The sequence below is a fragment of the Deinococcus fonticola genome (genome assembly GCF_004634215.1).
In the GTDB taxonomy this organism is placed as follows: domain Bacteria; phylum Deinococcota; class Deinococci; order Deinococcales; family Deinococcaceae; genus Deinococcus; species Deinococcus fonticola.
Window position 1 is genome coordinate 22918 of record NZ_SMMH01000008.1, and the last position, 17936, is coordinate 40853.

A 17936-nucleotide genomic window follows, 5' to 3' on the forward strand; every position below is an offset into this window, starting at 1 on the left:
TGGCACTGCACTGCATGAACGCTCTTTCATCGGCAACTCGCTCTGCTCGCGGGGCCGGTTCAGAACTTGTACGGCCATTTCTTGAAGTACATCCGGCCCAGGCGCCACCAGTTGGCCAGGCCGCGCGGTTCGTACATCAGGAAAAGCATGATCGAGAGGCCGAAGGCGAGGGGGCGCAGGGCGGTGGCGGCGTCCACACCGGCAGGGAACAGTTCCTTGGCGGCGATCCAGTTGCTGAGGCCGCCCATGACCCGATCGAGCGCGATGATGAACATGGGGCCGAGGAACGATCCCGGCAGGCTCCCGAGTCCGCCCACAATGGCCATAGCGAGGAGTTGTACGCTGGTGTGCAGGCCGTAATCCTCGATCACCACGGCTTTCTGGAAGTACGCGAACAGCCCGCCCGCGATTCCGGCGAAGAAACTGCCCACCATGAACGAGGTCAGTTTGGCCGTACCGGGGTTGATGCCCATCGCGGCGGCGGCGCGGTCGTTGTCACGCACCGCGATAAACGAACGTCCGTGCTTGCTGCGCAGGATATTGCGCCACAGCAGCGCCATCAGCACCAGCACCGGCAGGATGATGTAGTACCAGAACCTGTTGTGGTTCAGGAAGGTGTCCTTGATGCCGAAAATCTCGACGGGCGGCATACTGATCGCCCCCCCCTGCGCCAGCAGCGGCGAGTGGCCCACCACCCACTCGAACACGATCTGAAAGGCCAGCGTGGCGACGGCCAGGTACAGGTACTTGAGGCGCAGGCTTGGAAGGCCCACGAACGTCCCGATGATCGCCCCGGCCACGCCCCCCAGCGGAATCGCCAGGAAGAACGGCAGGTTGAGCCGGGTGGCCGCCAGTGCCGTGGCATACGCTCCCACCCCCATGAACGCCGCCTGCCCGATGTTGATCAGGCCGGTGTACCCGGTCGTGACGTTCAGGCCAATGACCGCCACCGCGTAGATCATGATCATGTTCACGTCGCGCAGGAGCGTTTTGGGCAGCACCAGCGGCAGCAGCAGCAGGAGCCCCAGCATCACGATCAGGCTCGCCTGCTCGGCGTAGGTCGCGAAGATCGTCTGATCCTGCTGGTAACGCACCCGGTAATTGCCAGTCTGGGTGAATCGGGAAGCGCCCATCAGATGACTCCTGCGGGGTTGACAGTGAAAAGGAGGCACTTAAACACGTTCAATCTCCTTCGTTCCGAACAGCCCGTAGGGGCGCAGCAGCAGCACAGCGATCAGGATGATGAAGGGGAACACCTCGCGGGTGCCGCCGCCGGGCACCAGGCCGTCGAGGTAACCGGCCGCCAGGTTTTCGAGGATGCCGATCAGGATGCCGCCCACAATTGCGCCCGCCACGCTGTCCAGCCCGCCCAGAATGACGACGGGAAAGACTTTGAGGCCTATTCCGGCGAGGCCACCAAGGGTGAGGCCGCTCATCAGGCCCAGGATCACGCCAGCGGCGGCGGCGGTGAGTCCAGCCGCCGCCCACGCCAGGGCAAACACGCGCTCGACGCTGGTGCCGACGCTCATGGCAGCCATCTGGTCGTCCGCGACGGCCCGCATGGTGATGCCCAGCGTGGACTTGTTGAAGAAGTAAGTAAAGCCTCCCAGCAGACCGAGTGCAGCCAGCACCCCGGCGATCTGCGTGCGCGAAAGCTGGGTGCCCAGCACGCTGATGCCGTCGCCGCTAAGCACAGCGGGCGTCTGGAAACTGAAATTGCCCGCGCCGTAGGGCGTCAGGTGAATCAGGCCTTCCACGACGCTGCTCAGGCCGATGGTGACCATGATGACCGAGATGATGGGTTCGCCCACCATCTTGCGCAGGAACACCCGCTCGATGATCATGCCCAGGAAGAACGTGGCGATCATGGCGATCAAGCCCGCCAGCCAGAAGTTCACGCCCTTCTGCGTCAGCGCGAAGGCGATGAAGGCCCCGGTGGCGATGATCTGCCCGTGCGCGAAGTTGATCACGCGGCTGGACTTGTAGATCAGCACGAACCCCAGCGCCGCCAGGGCGTAAATACTGCCGATCACCACGCCGGCGATGAGTAATTGAGGAAGTAAGTCCACGAATGCTCCTTTAGGCCCGTGCCCCGGTGGCCGGGCGCTGGGGTGGAATGGCCTGCCCCTCGCCGGGCGTGCGGTAGATCACCACATCGGTGCGGACGCGCTGTTCCTGGCCGTCCTGGTACTTGAACACGGCTTCCACGTTGATCTTCTCGCTGCCGTCGTAGAGGGCATTGACAATGGGGGCGTATTTTTCGCCCACGAGTTTGCGCCGGACCTTGCCGGTGCGCGTCAGCTCGTCGTCGTCGGCGTCGAGAAGTTTGTACAGCAGCACGAAACGTTTGATGCGTTCGTGCGGTTCCAGACGTTCGTTGGTCTGCTGCACCTCGCGCAGCAGCAGTTCGGCCACCTCGGGTTTGCTGCTGAGGTCCATGTAGGTGGTGTACGCGATCTGCTTCTTCTCGGCCCACTGGCCCACCGTCATCGGATCGACGTTGAGCAGGGCCGTCACCTCGTCCTGGCCGTGCCCGAGCGCCACCGCTTCCTTGATGTACGGGCTGAACTTCAGGCGGTTTTCGATGTACTGCGGGCTGAAACGGTCGCCGCGGGAATTCTGCATCACGTCGCTGAGGCGGTCGATAACCTGCAGGTGGCCGTCCGGGGTGAGGCGCCCGGCGTCGCCGGAATGCAGCCAGCCGTCACGGATGGTTTCAGCACTGGCATCTTCCTTCTTGTAGTAGCCCTTGCACACGGCGGGGCTGCGGCTGATGATCTCGCCGTCCTCGGTGATCCGGCATTCGCCCCCGGGCAGCGGTTTGCCCACCGTATCGAAGCGCACATCCCCGTCGCGGTGAACATAGGCGATGCCGATGTTCTCGGTCTGGCCGTAGATCTGTTTCAGGTTCACGCCCAGGCCGTGGTAGAAGCGGAACACGTCCGGCCCCAGCGCCGCGCCGCCGGTGTAGGCGTGGGTCAGGCGCAGGAAGCCCAGCTGGTCGAGCAGCGGGCGCGTGAGGCCCCAGTAGGCAATCTTGCTTTTCAGTGCGGCCAGGCCACCTGGTTTCTTGCCGGACAGCGAGGCGTCGGCGGCGTCGGTGCTCCACTTCAGGAGTTTGCGGTACACGGCGCGGTTGGGGCCGTAGCTTTCCTGCATGCGGATGTACATCTGCGACTGAATGCCTTCCCAGATGCGCGGCGGGGCGAACATGAAGTGCGGCCCGATCTCGACCAGGTCCTGCATGGCGGTTTCGCTGCTTTCGGGGAAATTGACGGTAATGCCGCCGGCCAGCGCCACGCCGATGGTCATCATCTGTTCGCCGATCCAGGCCATCGGCAGGAAGCTCAGGTAATCGCTGCCGGGTTTGAATTTCTCGACCTCACCCAGCGATTTGCCCATGTACAGCAGGTTGCGGTGAGACAGCATGGCGGCTTTGGGGGCGCCGGTGGTGCCAGAGGTCAGGGAAAAGTGGCACACGTCGTCCGGGTCGCCCTTGGCGGCTTCGATGTTGAAGATTTCCTGCCCCTGGCGGCGGCCCAGGTCGAGCAGTTCCTCGAAGGACATGAACCACTCGTCGTCGGCGTGTTTGGCCATGCCGCGCGGGTCTTCGAAGATGACGCGGCGAACCTTGCCGCCTGCCTGATGATGCAGTTCGTGGCGGTACTCCAGCAGCTTGTCCACCTGTTCCTCGTCCTGGGCCAGCACCACCACGGCGTCGGTGTAGTCCACGACGTATTTCACTTCACTGGCGACGCTGCTCTGGTACACACCCACGCTGATGGCGCCCAGCGCCTGCGCACCCACTTCCATGAACACCCATTCGGGAATGTTCTCGGCGAGCACCGCGACCTTATCGCCGCGCCCGACGCCCAGCGCGTGAAGCCCGGCGGCGACTTCACGGGCGCGTTCCAGGTACGTGAGGTTGGTGGTTTCGTTCCAGATGCCGAATTCCTTGTGACGCAGCGCAATGCCAGTGGGCGAGAGGCGGGCGCGTTCCGCCAGCAGTTGCGGAATGGTGAAGCGCGTGACATCGCCCAGTTTGCTGGTGTTGGCGTAGATGTCGCGGGGTGCGGCCGGCACGGGATTTTCAGCAGTCATACCGTCACCATCTGCCCATTTGTGGGCGCATTTTCGCCGTGCGGGGCGGGTTCGTGTTCGGCCACGCCGGTATAGGCTTCGATGACTTTGGGGTTCACACTGACTTCCTCCGGCGTGCCGCCCGCGATCAGTTGACCGAAGTCCAGCACGTACACCCGGTCACTGATGTCCATGACCACACCCAGGTCGTGTTCGATCAGCACCACGGTGATGCCGCGTTCGCGCTGAATGTCGAGGATGAAGCGCACCATGTCCTCTTTTTCCTCGACGTTCATGCCCGCCATCGGTTCGTCCAGCAGCAGCAGTTTGGGTTCGAGGGTGAGGGCACGGGCCACTTCCACGCGCTTCTGAACGCCGTAAGCGAGCGTGCCGACATGGTGGTGACGGTATTCCTCCAGCTCCATGAAGTCGATGATCTGCTCGACGTAGTGCCGGTTGAACGCCTCGACTTTGCTGGCTTTGCCGTAGTACAGGATGCTTTGCAGCAGGTTGTAGCGCAGGTGGGTGTGGCGGGCCAGCAGCAGGTTCTCGACCACGGTCATGCCCCGGAACAGTTCCAGGTTCTGGAAGGCGCGGGCAATGCCGTAACTGGTGACCACGTTGGGCGCGGCCTTGCTCAGGTCGTGGTCGCCGAAGGTGATGCGCCCGGCGGTGGGGTGGTAAAACCCGCTGATGCAGTTGAGCATCGAGGTTTTGCCGGCACCGTTGGGGCCGATGATGCTGACGATCTCGCCCTCGGGAACGATCAGGCTCACGTCTCTGAGCGCCTTCACGCCGCCGAATTGCAGGGTTACGTTTTCGACGTGTAACTGGGGCATGGCACCTCCCGGTGGAGTGAAGCAAGAGGAAAGGTCTCCCCGGCACGGTGCCGGAGCGAAAGGACTCGAAACTGGATGGTTGGATTATGCGGGCAGAGATGAACAGGGATTAAGCAAGATATCTAGACATCTTGTTCTCGAGTGAGAAGCCGACTCTGATTTGTCTAGACCAATTCATGCAGCCTTTAATGGACGCTCGCAAACTCTCGCTAAGCCCATCACTGATAAAAACAGCGGGCGAAATGGAGCGGTTTTGAAAACATCCTTCACTCCACTTGAAGCTGTGCTGCGAACGTTCGCCGTTCACCCGGAACGCCCGGCCGTCGTCGATGGGACTCTGCGGCTGACATACGGCGAATTTGCCGGGCAGATCTCGAAACTGGTGCAACTCCTGCACAGTCGAGGGTTGCAGGCGGGCGGGCACGTGCTGCTGATCGCCCCGAACCGGTCTGACACGCTGCTGGCCTTCCACGCCGTGCCCCTCGCCGGCGGCGTGCTTGTCCCCCTGAACCCGGCTTTCGACGACGAAGGGTTGAAGGTGCTGAGCCGGCACAGCGACCCGCAGCTCGCCCTGGTGGCTCAGGCCCACCTTGAGCGTGTGCAGGACACCCTGAATGAGCTGAACATCCCGATCATTCCCATCTGCACGCCAGATGACCTGAATCCGCTCTGGCAGGACTTCATGCCGCAGCCCCTGACACTCCCGGAGAACCTGGACGAGAACGCGCCCATCAGCATCAATTACACCAGCGGCACCACCGCCGACCCAAAAGGCGTGATGCTGACCCACCGCAACGTGTTCGTGAACAACGTGAACATGCTGTACCACCTGAACCTGCGCCCCGGAAGCCAGTACCTGCACGCCATTCCCATGGCCCACGGCAACGGCTGGGGGTGCGTGTGGGCCGTGTCCGCCGCCGGGGCCACCCACGTCATGCTGCGCCGCACCGAAGACCTGCGCCAGGCCGTGGAAAACGGCATCACTCATCTGTGCGCCTCTCCTTCGCTGATGGGTTCGCTGGCCGACCCGGCTTCGGCTTCTCCCCTGCCCCGCCCGGTACGGATCATGCTGGCCGGCACGAGCCCCCGCCCCGGCATGATCGGCGCGTTGCAGGCCCAGGGCTTCGAGGTGCTGCACGGCTACGGCTTGATTGAAACCACCGCGATTCTGACGATTACCGACCTGTACGAAGAGAAAACCATCGGCCCGGACGCCCGCATCGTGGCGCGGCAAGGCCACCCCATGCTGTTCGGCGGCGAAATTGCCGTGGTGAGCGAGGAGCATTCGCCCGTACCGCACGACGGCGTGACGCCCGGCGAAATCGTGATTCGCAGCAACGCCGTCATGAAGGGCTACTACAAGAACCCACGCGCCACAAAACGCGCCATCAAGGACGGCTGGCTCCACACCGGGGACCTCGCAGTCATTCACCCGGATGGGCGCATGGACATCCTCGACCGCGAAGGCGACCTGCTGAAAGTCGCGGGACAGCCCATTTCCAGCGTGCAGATCGAAACGGTGCTGTACCGCCACCCCAGCGTGCGCGAGGCCGTCGTGGTCGCCTCACACACCGGCAGCGGCGACCAGCCCGTGGCCTTCGTGACGCTGCACCCCGGCGCCCAGGTGCAGGGCCGCGAAATCGTGAGTTTCTGCACCCCGCATCTGCCCGAGTACGCCCTGCCCAGACGCGTCCAGATCGTTCCGGAGCTGCCGAAAACGGCCAGCGGCAAAGTGCTGAAACATGTCCTGCGCGAACAGGTGAAGGAGAAAAAGACGGCTGTGGGCACGGATTAACCGCCAGTCAGCAACAACGATGTGAATTAAAGGGGTTTGAACCCATCCCGTTTTCGGTGGTGGCGGCCTTCCCTACCCGCCAGTTACCGCACGTCTTCCAGCGCTCTGGCGGCGTCTTCGATCATGCTGTCCTGGCCGGCGGTCACGAGGCGCCTGAAGTTCAGGGTGCTGGCGACCTGCGGGGTGACGGTGGGCGCCAGCAGGTTGCCCTGTTCGTCCTGAACGACGGACATGGTAATGCGAAGTTCAGAGCCGTCGGAAAGGACGACCCGGCGCACGGCGGTGTTGCCGACGCCGACGGTTTTGCTGCCGAGCGTGGCGGTGCGGGGCCGCCCCTGGAGTTCGCGGGCCAGGAACTCCGCGCCGCTGGCAGAACTTTCGTTCACGAGAACAGCGAGCGGGCCGCTGTAGCGCACAGGGTTCTTGATGCTGGTGTACTCGATGTTGCCCACCTTTAACAGGCCGTTCTGATACGTGAAGTTGCGGCGGACAGCGGGTTGCTTGAGCCACAGCGTGGACGGTTGCGTGAAGGCCCCGGCGCTCAGCAGAAATTCCGTGAGTTGCCCCCCGGGGTTCCAGCGCAGGTCAAGAATCAGGCCCTTGACCTGGTCGGTCATGGCCTTGCGCACGGCGTCGTGAACTTTCTGCCCGGTGCCGCTTTGCTCGAAATTGTCGATGCGCACGACCCCGATGCCGTCCGGGCGCAGCGTGTACTGAACGGGCGTGGGCTCCTCCCTGCTGGGGGTGAGGCGCAGGCTGACGGGCTGTCCCTGCCGGAGAACCGTGAAAGTGGTGAGGCGGGCTTCTTCCGGGAGCTGCTTGTAGTACGAGTAAGGCGTGACCCTGGCCCCATTGATCTGCGTGATGATGTCGCCCACCTGAAAGCCAGCCTGGGCGGCGGGCGTGCCGCTGGTCACCTGCCGCACCACCGCGCCGTCCGTGGCGAGCAGCACTTCTAAGCCCAGGTGCAGCGCCACACCGGGTTTCTCGCGGGCCACGCGGGCGGCCGGCTGGAAGCTCATGTGCGGGTCGGCGACGCGGCCCAGCAGTTCACGGATGACCGGCGTGGCGGTGGCGGGCGGGCAGGCCGCCTGAGCGCTGCACAGGCTATTCAGGCGCGGTTGCAGGTCGCCCGGCCAGGTGGACGGGTTGATTCTGGCCAGTCCACCGTACCGCCGCGCGACGTTGAAGATCGCCTCGTCCAGGATGTCCTGCGCGGTCACGCTCGCCGGCTCCGGCGCGACGTTGGAGTGCAGGCGCGGAAGGTCTGTCGGCGTGCCGGTCAGCGTGAAGTTGCGCAGCGGGTAAGTGTCCGGCGCGGGCGCGTTGAGCTGGATGTCGCGGTAACGTGCCGTGCCCACCTGCTCCCCGGCGTAATAGATCTGTCCCTGCACCATCCAGTTCACCGGGCCGATATTCTCCCAGGCGGTAGGGACAATGATCAGGCCGTCCTCGTCATCCACGTCCTGAAAGCTGCGGACAGCCTGCACGCGGCCCGCACTGTCGAGCAGGTAGTCGACACTGTGGTTGTGCAGGCGCAAGCGCAGCACGTCCCCGGTCCGCTTCTGGCCTTCGGTGATGTCCCACACGTCCTGTCCGGCCAGTTCCACGGTCGCGCCGGGCGTGCGGGCCAGCGCCAGTCCCGCTGGGCCCAGGTCGAACGGCGAATGCCACTTGTACACCTCCTTGCGCGGCACCGTCAGCACGCCTGTTCCCTTCGAGGCGAAGTATGCTGCGGTGGGCGTCACGACCGCCTGCGCCTCGTCCGGTAGGCCGATGTTGTCCATGGTGGCGGCCCGTGCACCGGGAATGTCGTAGAGGATGCGGTCGACTTCGGTGGCTTCAGGGCCGTCCACGTCCAGAAAATGCGCTTCCAGCGTGAAGAGGGCCGTTTGCAGGCTGTCCGGTGCGGCCAACCCCTGAACGGCCAGCGCGCGCGCAAGGACGCCCGCCGCGTCCCCCGACCCGCTGAACACCACACCCGCCACATTACTCTGCGTGCTGAGCCCCGGCGGGCTGGGTACCTGGGCCAGCACGCTGCCCAGCAGCGCCAACGCCAGCGTAATGGCCCGCATGAAGCCCCTTCCGTTCCTTTTCATTGCCGCCCAGCTTAGAGGACAACCCCGTGAGGAAAACGGGCGAAGATGCCAATGCCGGCGGGGTGAATGGTCTTCACTCTTACCTGCTCCGAGCGACCGAGACGCCATCACTGCGCCAGGCCAAAGTAAGCTGAACGGATGAACCTCCCCACCGTGACCCGTGAGCTGCTGGAACGCGCCGTGAACGAACAGAACCTCAGCGGGGCCGCGCTGGGCGTCGTGAACCGCCGGGGCGAACAGGTCACGCTGCTGCTGGGGGGGGCGCAATGCAATCCGGAGCCTCTTGCGCTGGAGCGCGACTTCTGGTGGGATCTGGCCAGCCTGACCAAGCCGCTGTTCACGGCGCGCACTGTGTTACAGGGCGTCGAGGCTGGGTTATTCGATCTGGATGACCCCCTGAGTCAGTTTTTGCCCGAACTGGGCTGGATGCAGGACACGCCGCTGAAGACCCGCACGCTGAGGCAACTGATGACGCACACCGCTGGGCTCCCCGCCTGGCTGCCCGCGTACACCTGGGGCGATGCCGAGACCATCCGGGCGCGACTGATGCAGGAACCCTTCGAGATGCAGGAACCCGGCCAGGTGGTGTACTCAGACTTCGGATACATGCTGCTGGGCCGCGTGCTGGAAACGGTTCACGGCAACCGCTTAAAGGCTTTCCCACTTGATGAAGGGCTGACCTTCACCCCTGACCCGGATCGTAGCGTGGCCACCGAACACTGCGCCTGGCGCGGTCGCGTGCTGCGCGGCGAAACGCACGACGAGAATGCCGCCGCGCAGGGCGGAGTGGCGGGACACGCCGGGCTGTTCGGCACACTGGGCGGCGTGCTGCATCAGGTCAGCCTGCTGCTGAACGGCGGCTGGCTCTCGGCGGCCGCGCAGGAACTCGCCACGCGCCCCGCCGCTGAAGGCCGCACCACCGCCTTCGTGCTGGCGCAACCCGGCTTCAGCGCCGGGAGCCTGGCCAGCCCCCACAGTTACGGCCACACCGGCTTTACCGGCACGGGCCTGTGGGTCGACCCGCTGCGCGGCCTGGGCTGGACGCTGCTGACCAACCGCGTGCACCCCTCCAGGCACACCAGCATCGACATTCAGGGGCTGCGCCGCGCCGTGGGCAATTCCCTGCTGGCGCACCTGCCCTGATTTACTGAACGAGCTCCTGATACTGCGGGTTCTTCTGAATGTACCCGGCAATAAACGCGCAGGAGGGCTGCACCTTGCGTCCGGCGCGGCGCAGGTCGTCAAGGGCGAACTCGGCCATCTGGCCGCCCACACCTTCGCCCTCATGCTCCGGGTTCACTTCGGTGTGGGGCATGACCACGTGGTCGCCCCGGTCGACGAATTCCGCGAAACCGATGACCTGGCCGTTCTCCACGGCTTCGTAGCGACTTTTCTCGATGTTCTTGCGAATCTCTGGCATGGCGGCAGTCTACGGAGACGGCCCGGCGGGAAAATGAGCCGATCTCAAAGGTCAGGCACAGAGTTTGCCAGGCCTGGCCTTCACTTTTGCCCGGGTGCACAGAGGGCCTACCGTCCACCGCCAGTTCCCGGAACGTCCGGTCAGGGCTTGCACATCCGGCCTCCTGGGCTTAAGATTCTTCATAAGTCAACAATTCACTTCTAAACTAAGTTCTCAGCACTCAGTTTTCAGCCTTGTCGCTCCGCTGTGGGGAACCCATGTCAAACCCGGATCAGTCAAAACCGGATCAGCCCGCCAACGCCGCTCAGCCCACGCTATCCCCAAAAACCCTGATTCTTGGCGGTGGCCCCGCCGGCCTGTACTTCGGGCTGCTGCTGAAACTCGCCCGTCCGGACGCAGACGTGACCATTCTGGAGCGCAACCGGGCCGGCGATACTTTCGGGTGGGGCGTGGTGTTCAACGACCAGACCATCAGCAACCTGATGGACGCCGACCCGGTGAGCGCCCACACGATTTACAGCGAGTTCAACCACTGGGACGACGTGGAAGTTCACTTCAAGGGCACGGTCACGCGGGCCGGGGGCTTCGGCTTCATCGGTATTGGGCGCAAAAGGCTGTTGAACATCCTGCAAGACCGCTGCCGCGAAGTGGGCGTGAAGCTGGTGTTCGAGCATCCCTTCGAGGATGTCGAGGAAGAAATAGCTCGGCACCAGCCCGATCTGGTCATCGCCGCCGACGGACTGAACAGCCGCACCCGCCAGAAGTACGCCGCCACGTACCGGCCCGACATCGACGTGAGGCACAACCGTTTCGTGTGGCTGGGCGTGAAACATAAATACGACGCCTTCACCTTCGACTTCCAGCAGACCCCGCACGGCTGGTTTCAGGCACACATCTACCAGTTCGACGCCGAGACCAGCACCTTTATCGTCGAGACGCCCGAACACGTCTGGAAGGCCGCCGGACTGGAGGACATGTCCCAGGAAGACGGCATCGCGTACTGCGAGCACCTGTTCCAGGGCATCCTGAACGGGCAGAAACTCCTGTCGAACGCCGCGCACCTGCGGGGCAGCGCCATCTGGATCAAGTTTCCCCGCGTCATCACCAAAGAATGGGTGCACTGGGAAGAGTTCGGTGCCAGGCGCGTCCCCATCGTGCTGATGGGTGACGCCGCGCACACCGCGCACTACAGCATCGGCAGCGGCACGAAACTGGCCTTCGAGGACGCCATTTCGCTGGTCGGGCATCTGAAAAGGAAGGATTTCGCGCTGGAGCCCGCGCTGGAAGCCTACGTGGCCGAGCGCAGCGTGGAAGTCCTGAAAATCCAGAACGCCGCCCGCAACAGCACCGAATGGTTCGAGCACGTCGAGCGTTACGCCGCCCTGCCGCCCGCACAGTTCGCTTACAGCCTGCTGACCCGCTCGCAGCGCATCAGTCACGAGAACCTGCGCGAACGGGACGCCGAGTATCTGGGGGGCGTGGAGAGCTGGGTGGCGGAACAGGCCGGGCTGCCTGCCCCTGACAAAACGGGCAAGCCCCTGCTGCCGATGCTCACGCCGTACACCCTGCGGGACGTGACGCTGAAAAACCGCATCGTCATGAGTCCTATGGCGGTGTACTCCGCGCAGGACGGGCTGCCCAACGACTTCCACCTCGTTCACCTGGGGGCGCGGGCGCTCGGCGGGGCGGGCCTGATCTTTACCGAGATGACCTGCGTGCTGCCCGAAGGCCGCATCACGCCCGGTTGCGCCGGCCTCTGGAACGACACGCAAAGGGACGCCTGGAAACGCATCGTGGACTTCGTGCATGGGCAGGGCGCGAAGGTCGCCATTCAACTCGGGCACGCGGGCGCAAAAGGCAGCACCCGCCGCGCCTGGGACGGCACCGACCTGCCTCTGAGCGACCCCGCCGAACCTAACTGGCCCCTGATGTCGGCCAGTGAGCAGCAGTACCTCGACGGCATCAGCCAGAAAAGCAGCGCCATGACCCGCGCCGACATGGACACCGTGAAGGAGGCCTTCGTGGACGCCACGCGCCGCGCCGACGAGGCGGGTTTCGACTGGCTCGAACTCCACTGCGCCCACGGCTACCTGCTGAGCAGTTTCATCTCGCCCCTCACGAACCAACGCACCGATGAATACGGCGGCAGCCTCGACCACCGTCTGCGCTACCCCCTAGAAGTGTTTCAGGCCATCCGCGGCGTGTGGCCGCCAGAAAAACCCATCAGTGTGCGCATCAGCGCCCACGACTGGGTCGAAGGCGGCATCACGCCCGACGACGCCGTGCAGATTGCGCGCCTGTTCAAGGAGGCCGGGGCCGACATGATCGACTGCTCCAGCGGGCAGGTCAGCAAAAAAGAACAGCCTGTGTATGGGCGCATGTACCAGACCCCTTTCGCGGACCGTGTACGCAACGAAGCCGGCATTCCCACCATCGCCGTGGGCAACATCTACGAGGCCGACCACGTCAACAGCATCATCAGCAGCGGCCGCGCCGACCTGTGCGCCATTGCCCGCCCGCACCTGAGTAACCCCTTCTGGACGCTGCACGAAACCGCCAAGCTGGGCTTTGCCGCGCAGGACTGGCCCAAACCCTACTGGGCCGGCCAGCAACAACTGGAACGCAACCTGGAACGCGAAAAGCAGATGCAGCAGGCCCAGGCAGGCGCGGACGCGGCCCTGGCCCGCATGAAAGTGGAACTGGAAGGAAGCGTATGACCAGCCCCCTTGCCGGCCAGCACGCCTTCGTGACCGGCGGCGCGTCGGGCATCGGCCGGGCGACTGCCCAAACGCTCATGCGGGCGGGCGCGAAGGTCACGATTGCGGGGCGAAACGTGGCGCGCCTGGAGACAGCGGCGCGGGAGTTGGGCGTTCACAGTCAACAGGTGGACGTAACCGAGGAAACGAGCGTTCAGCAGGCGTTTGAGGCCGCCCGCGCCGTGAACGGCCCCATCCGCATTCTGGTGAATAACGCGGGGCAGGCGAGCAGCGCCCCGGCGCTGAAAACTGACCTGGCGCTATGGCGGCAGATGCTGGACGTGAACCTCACGGGAACATGGCTATGCACGCGGGCGGCGCTGCCTGATTTGCTGGCAGGGGGCGGGCGAATCGTGAATGTCGCCAGTACCGCCGGACTCGTCGGGTACGCGTATGTCTCGGCCTACGTGGCCGCCAAACACGGGGTGATTGGCCTGACCCGCGCCCTGGCGCTGGAACTGGCCACAAAGAATGTCACCGTGAACGCCGTCTGCCCCGGCTACACCGAAACCGAACTCCTCGCGGACGCCGTGCACAACATCATGCAGAAGACCGGACGCAGCGAGGCCGAAGCGAAAGCGGAACTGGCGAAAAGCAACCCGCAAAAACGCCTGATTCAGCCCCAGGAGGTCGCCGACACCGTCCTGTGGCTGTGCCGTCCCGGCGCGGCTTCTATTACCGGGCAGGCCATTGCCATTGCCGGGGGCGAGGTGATGACCGGATGACCACCGAGCCGCTGGATTTCGAGACGCGCCTGGCGCAGGACGACCACCAGGCCATCAAGCTGTGGCTGCGGCTGCTGACGACCACCACCCTGCTCGAGTCGGCCATTCGTTCGCGGATTCAGGAGCATTCGGAGATGAGCCTGCCGCGGTTCGACCTGCTGTCGCAGCTGGAGCGCGAACCGGACGGGCTGCGCATGGGGGAACTGAGCGCCCGGCTGATGGTCACGAAGGGGAACGTAACGGGCCTCGCCGATCAGTTGGAACGCGAGGGACTGGTCGAGCGCCTGAGCGGCACGGACCGCCGCAGCGTGACCCTGAAACTGACGACTTTGGGCCGCGAGCGCTTCGGGGACATCGCGCAGGCGCACGAGGCCTGGGTCATCGACCTGCTGAGCGCCCTGACGCCGCGCGAACAGCAGCACCTATCGAACCTGCTGGGAAAAGTGAAGACCCACCTCAAAGAAGGCCACCTCAAGGAGCGCAAACAGGCATGAAACCCCCACAACGGGAACTGAACAGACTGGAATTGCCCTCCCACGGGCGAACGTTGGCTGAGTTCGAGCCGCAGCATTTTGGCTGGGAAGTCGAAGACGGCGTGGCCACCATCACGCTGAACCGCCCGGAGCGCAAGAACCCCCTCACGTTCGACAGTTACGCGGAGTTGCGCGACACCTTCCGCGCCCTGGTGTACGCCAGCGACGTGAAAGTCGTGATCCTGCGCGGCGCGGGGGGGAACTTCTGCTCGGGCGGGGACGTGTTCGAGATCATCGGGCCGCTGGTGCAAGCGGATATGCCGGGCCTGCTCAACTTCACGCGCATGACCGGCGACCTCGTGAAAGCCATGCGCGGCTGCCCGCAGCCCATCATTGCTGCGGTGGACGGCGTGTGTGCCGGGGCAGGGGCGATTCTGGCGATGGCCTCCGACCTGCGCCTCGGCACGCCTGGTACCAAGACCGCGTTTCTGTTCAACCGCGTCGGGCTGGCCGGGTGCGACATGGGTGCGTGCGCCATCCTGCCGCGCATCATCGGGCAGGGCCGCGCCAGTGAACTGCTGTACCGGGGCCGCAGCATGACCGCCGAAGAGGGACAGCAGTGGGGCTTTTACAACGCCCTGCATGAAAACGAGCAACTGCTGCCCGAAGCGCAGAAACTCGCCGCCGAAATCGCCGCCGGCCCCACCTTCGCGCACGCCATGACCAAGAAAATGCTGTGGCAGGAGTGGAACATGAGCCTCGACGAGGCCATCGAGGCCGAAGCCCAGGCCCAGGCCATCTGCATGATGACGAACGACTACACCCGTGCCTTCGAGGCGTTCGCCCAGAAGCAGCGCCCCGTGTTCGAGGGAGACTGATGGCCTCTCACCTCGACTGGCCTTTCTTTGACCCTTCGCACCGCGCCCTGGCTTCGGAACTGCGCGAGTGGGCCGCGTCCAACCTGAACAATATCGATCACCACGACACGGACAGGGCCTGCCGCCAGCTGGCTGGCGCGATCGGGCGCGCGGGGCTGTTCCGTTACTCGGTGGGCGGCAAGGCTTTCGGCGGCGAGTTTGAGGGAATCGACACGCGCTCGATCTGTCTGGTGCGCGAGACGATGGCGGAGTTCGATGGCCTGGCGGATTTCGTGTGCGCCATGCAGGGGCTGGGCAGCGGCGCGATCACGCTGGAGGGAACGCCACAGCAAAAGGAGCAGTACCTGACGGGCGTGGCGAGGGGAGAACTTATTGCCGCGTTTGCCCTGACCGAGCCGGACAGCGGTTCGGACGTGGCGGCCATGCAGCTGGAGGCCCGCCGGGACGGGGACGCCTACATCCTGAACGGCCAGAAAACGTGGATCAGCAACGGGGGGATCGCGGATTTCTACGTGGTGTTCGCCCGCACGGGGGAAGCGCCGGGAGCGCGCGGCATCAGTGCGTTCATCGTGGAGGCGGGCACGCCGGGACTCGACGATTCGCAGCGGCTGGAAGTGATTGCGCCGCACCCGCTGTCCACACTGACCTTCACGGAATGCCGGGTGCCGGCGTCCGCCCTGCTGGGGGCGCCCGCGCAGGGGTTCAAGCTGGCGATGCGGACACTGGACATCTTCCGCACGTCCGTGGCGGCGGCGGCGCTGGGATTTGCGCGCCGCGCGCTGTGTGAGGCGACGAACCGCACCCTGAACCGTCAGATGTTCGGCGGCACGCTTTCGCAGCAACCGCTGGCGCAGGCGATGCTGGCCGACATGGCGACGATGGTGGACAGGAGCGCCCTGCTGACCTACCGAGCCGCCTGGCTCCGGGACACCGCAGAGAACGTCACGAAAGAGGCGGCGATGGCGAAACTCACGGCCACCGAGGACGCCCAGCGCGTGATCGACATGGCCGTGCAACTGTTCGGCGGCGCGGGCGTGCAGGTGGGCAACATCGTCGAGAGCCTGTACCGCGAAATCCGCGCCTTGCGCATCTACGAGGGCGCCACCGAGGTGCAGAAGCTCATCATTGCCCGTGAACTGCTGAAGGAGGCCCGCGCGTGAAACTCAGTCCCAGCGCCCATGAAGACTCGTTCGCCCGTGACCACCTGCCCCCGCCCGAGCAGTGGCCAGAACTGATTTTCGAGCTGCCGGAATTGCACTACCCGGAGCGCTTGAATGCTGCGGTGGAGTTGCTGCGCCTGGCGGCGGAGCAGCCGGACAAGCCCGCGTTGCTGGCCGACGGGCAGGTGTGGACGTACCGCGAACTGGACGTGCGCTCGAATCAGCTGGCCCACATCCTGCGGGACGAGATGGACTTGAAGCCGGGAAACCGGGTGCTGCTGCACGGCCCCAACACGCCGATGCTGGCGGCGTGCTGGTTCGCCATCCTGAAGGCGGGCGGTATCGTGGTGTCCACCATGCCGCTGCTGCGCGGTCACGAGCTGGCGAAGGTAATCAGCAAGGCCAGAATCTCTCATGCGCTGAGTGACGTGACCTGCCGCACCGCCGTTCATGACGCGATGGAAACCACCAATTCCCTGCGGCACATCTACGGGTTCAAGAAGGACGGGGGGATGCTGCTGGAGATGGCCCGCACCCGCCCGGAATCCTTCGACGCCGTGCCAACCGCGGCGGACGACGTGGCCCTGATCGCGTTCACGTCCGGCACGACCGGCCAGCCCAAGGGCTGTATGCACTTCCACCGCGACATCCTGGCGATCTGCGACACCTTCGCCAAGTACATCCTGAAAGCGGAGAGGGAGGATGTGTTCATCGGCAGCCCGCCATTTGCCTTCACCTTCGGGCTGGGGGTTTCCCTGCTGTTTCCGCTGCGCATCGGCGCAACGACGGCTTTAGTCGAGAACGGTTCGCCGCCGAACCTGGCGCAGGCCATCGCCCAGTTTGGCGCCACGGTGTGCAGCACGGCCCCGACCAGTTACCGCATGCTGGCCTCGATGCCGGACCTGAGCGGCCTGAAAACCCTGCGCAAGTGCGTCTCTGCGGGCGAGGCCCTGCCCGCCGCCACCCGGCAACTCTGGCGCGAGAAAACCGGCATTGAGCTCATCGACGGCATCGGCGCCACCGAGATGCTGCACATCTTCATCAGTGCCGACGAGCAGGACGCGCGGCCCGGTTGCACCGGCAAGGCCATTCCTGGCATCCGGGCGTGCGTGCTGGACGACAACGGCCAGCCTCTGCCGCCCGGTCAGGCCGGCCGCCTGGCGGTGAAAGGCCCGGTGGGGTGCCGTTACCTGGACGATGAACGGCAGGCGGTGTACGTGCAGAACGGCTGGAACATCACCGGGGACACCTACGTGCTGACCGGGGACGGGTACTTCGAATACCAGGCCCGCAGTGACGATATGATCGTTTCCAGCGGGTACAACATCGCCGCGCCCGAAGTCGAGGGGGCCTTGCTGCGCCACCCCGCCGTGGCCGAGTGCGCCGTGGTGGGCTTCCCGGACGACCTGCGTGGGCAGGTGGTGAGCGCGTTCGTGGTGCTCGCGCCGAACCACCAGCCCAGCGACCTGCTGAAAAAAGAGTTGCAGGCGTTCGTGAAAGACGAAATCGCGCCGTACAAGTACCCGCGCCGCATCGAATTCCGCAGCGCGCTGCCGAAAACCGCGACGGGCAAACTCCAGCGTTTCCAGCTGCGGCCACAGGCCGAGTCGAGCTCTTAGAACAGTTCTCCGAATGACGCGCTCTGTGGAAGAGCACCCCAGATCGCTCCATTCTTCGTCCTGCTCATCTGAATTCACTCGCTCTGCTCGAA

General features: G+C 64.7%; 14 protein-coding genes. 8 read left to right on the plus strand and 6 right to left on the minus strand.

Annotation, left to right across the window (positions count from 1 at the left end; translation table 11 throughout):
• Positions 1-59: 59 nt before the first annotated feature.
• Genes E5Z01_RS06410 through E5Z01_RS06425 form a run of 4 tightly spaced genes read right to left on the minus strand, consistent with a single transcriptional unit; the run spans position 60 to position 4919 of the window.
• Positions 60-1133, minus strand: a complete 1074-nt coding sequence (locus E5Z01_RS06410; RefSeq protein WP_135228612.1) for a branched-chain amino acid ABC transporter permease — start codon at positions 1131-1133, stop codon at positions 60-62.
• A gap of 39 nt (positions 1134-1172) precedes the next feature.
• Positions 1173-2069, minus strand: coding sequence for a branched-chain amino acid ABC transporter permease (locus E5Z01_RS06415; protein ID WP_135228613.1), 897 nt, complete (start codon positions 2067-2069; stop codon positions 1173-1175).
• Positions 2070-2079: 10 nt separating this feature from the next.
• Positions 2080-4101 (minus strand): AMP-binding protein, encoded by a 2022-nt coding sequence (locus E5Z01_RS06420; RefSeq protein WP_135228614.1) that lies wholly within the window; start codon positions 4099-4101, stop codon positions 2080-2082.
• A complete protein-coding gene (locus E5Z01_RS06425) occupies positions 4098-4919 on the minus strand; it encodes an ABC transporter ATP-binding protein (protein WP_119766899.1) in 822 nt (273 codons plus the stop codon). The genes E5Z01_RS06420 and E5Z01_RS06425 overlap by 4 nt, the downstream gene beginning before the upstream one ends.
• A gap of 283 nt (positions 4920-5202) precedes the next feature.
• Between E5Z01_RS06425 and E5Z01_RS06430 the strand changes: the two genes are divergently transcribed.
• Entirely contained in the window at positions 5203-6714 is a 1512-nt protein-coding gene (locus tag E5Z01_RS06430) for an AMP-binding protein (protein WP_167757798.1), read from the plus strand.
• 83 nt (positions 6715-6797) lie between these two features.
• Here the strand turns inward: E5Z01_RS06430 and E5Z01_RS06435 are convergent, their stop codons facing one another.
• A complete protein-coding gene (locus E5Z01_RS06435; RefSeq protein ID WP_167757799.1) occupies positions 6798-8813 on the minus strand; it encodes a S41 family peptidase in 2016 nt (671 codons plus the stop codon).
• 138 nt (positions 8814-8951) lie between these two features.
• Between E5Z01_RS06435 and E5Z01_RS06440 the strand changes: the two genes are divergently transcribed.
• The gene (locus E5Z01_RS06440) at positions 8952-9956 is read left to right on the plus strand and encodes a serine hydrolase domain-containing protein (RefSeq protein ID WP_135228617.1); all 1005 of its coding nucleotides are present in this window, start codon (positions 8952-8954) and stop codon (positions 9954-9956) included.
• 1 nt (position 9957) lies between these two features.
• On the opposite strand, the gene E5Z01_RS06445 is transcribed toward E5Z01_RS06440, so the two are convergent.
• Positions 9958-10233 carry a GNAT family N-acetyltransferase gene (locus tag E5Z01_RS06445; RefSeq protein WP_135228618.1) on the minus strand — a complete coding sequence of 92 codons (276 nt, stop codon included), beginning with the start codon at positions 10231-10233 and terminating at the stop codon, positions 9958-9960.
• Between the two features lie 257 nt (positions 10234-10490).
• On the opposite strand from E5Z01_RS06445, the gene E5Z01_RS06450 reads away from it, so the two are divergent.
• Genes E5Z01_RS06450 through E5Z01_RS06475 form a run of 6 tightly spaced genes read left to right on the plus strand, consistent with a single transcriptional unit; the run spans position 10491 to position 17844 of the window.
• Complete coding sequence (locus E5Z01_RS06450; RefSeq protein ID WP_135228619.1) at positions 10491-12950, plus strand: bifunctional salicylyl-CoA 5-hydroxylase/oxidoreductase; 2460 nt, start codon at positions 10491-10493, stop codon at positions 12948-12950.
• Positions 12947-13714 carry an SDR family NAD(P)-dependent oxidoreductase gene (locus tag E5Z01_RS06455; protein WP_135228620.1) on the plus strand — a complete coding sequence of 256 codons (768 nt, stop codon included), beginning with the start codon at positions 12947-12949 and terminating at the stop codon, positions 13712-13714. Before E5Z01_RS06450 ends, E5Z01_RS06455 begins: the two co-directional genes overlap by 4 nt.
• On the plus strand, positions 13711-14208 hold the full coding sequence (locus tag E5Z01_RS06460) for a MarR family winged helix-turn-helix transcriptional regulator (protein ID WP_135228621.1): 498 nt from the start codon (positions 13711-13713) through the stop codon (positions 14206-14208). The genes E5Z01_RS06455 and E5Z01_RS06460 overlap by 4 nt, the downstream gene beginning before the upstream one ends.
• Positions 14205-15065 carry an enoyl-CoA hydratase family protein gene (locus tag E5Z01_RS06465; RefSeq protein ID WP_135228622.1) on the plus strand — a complete coding sequence of 287 codons (861 nt, stop codon included), beginning with the start codon at positions 14205-14207 and terminating at the stop codon, positions 15063-15065. Before E5Z01_RS06460 ends, E5Z01_RS06465 begins: the two co-directional genes overlap by 4 nt.
• Positions 15065-16225: an acyl-CoA dehydrogenase family protein gene (locus E5Z01_RS06470; protein ID WP_135228623.1), complete on the plus strand. Its 1161-nt coding sequence runs from the start codon at positions 15065-15067 to the stop codon at positions 16223-16225. Before E5Z01_RS06465 ends, E5Z01_RS06470 begins: the two co-directional genes overlap by 1 nt.
• Positions 16222-17844 (plus strand): AMP-binding protein, encoded by a 1623-nt coding sequence (locus tag E5Z01_RS06475; RefSeq protein WP_135228624.1) that lies wholly within the window; start codon positions 16222-16224, stop codon positions 17842-17844. The genes E5Z01_RS06470 and E5Z01_RS06475 overlap by 4 nt, the downstream gene beginning before the upstream one ends.
• The last annotated feature ends 92 nt before the right edge of the window (positions 17845-17936 follow it).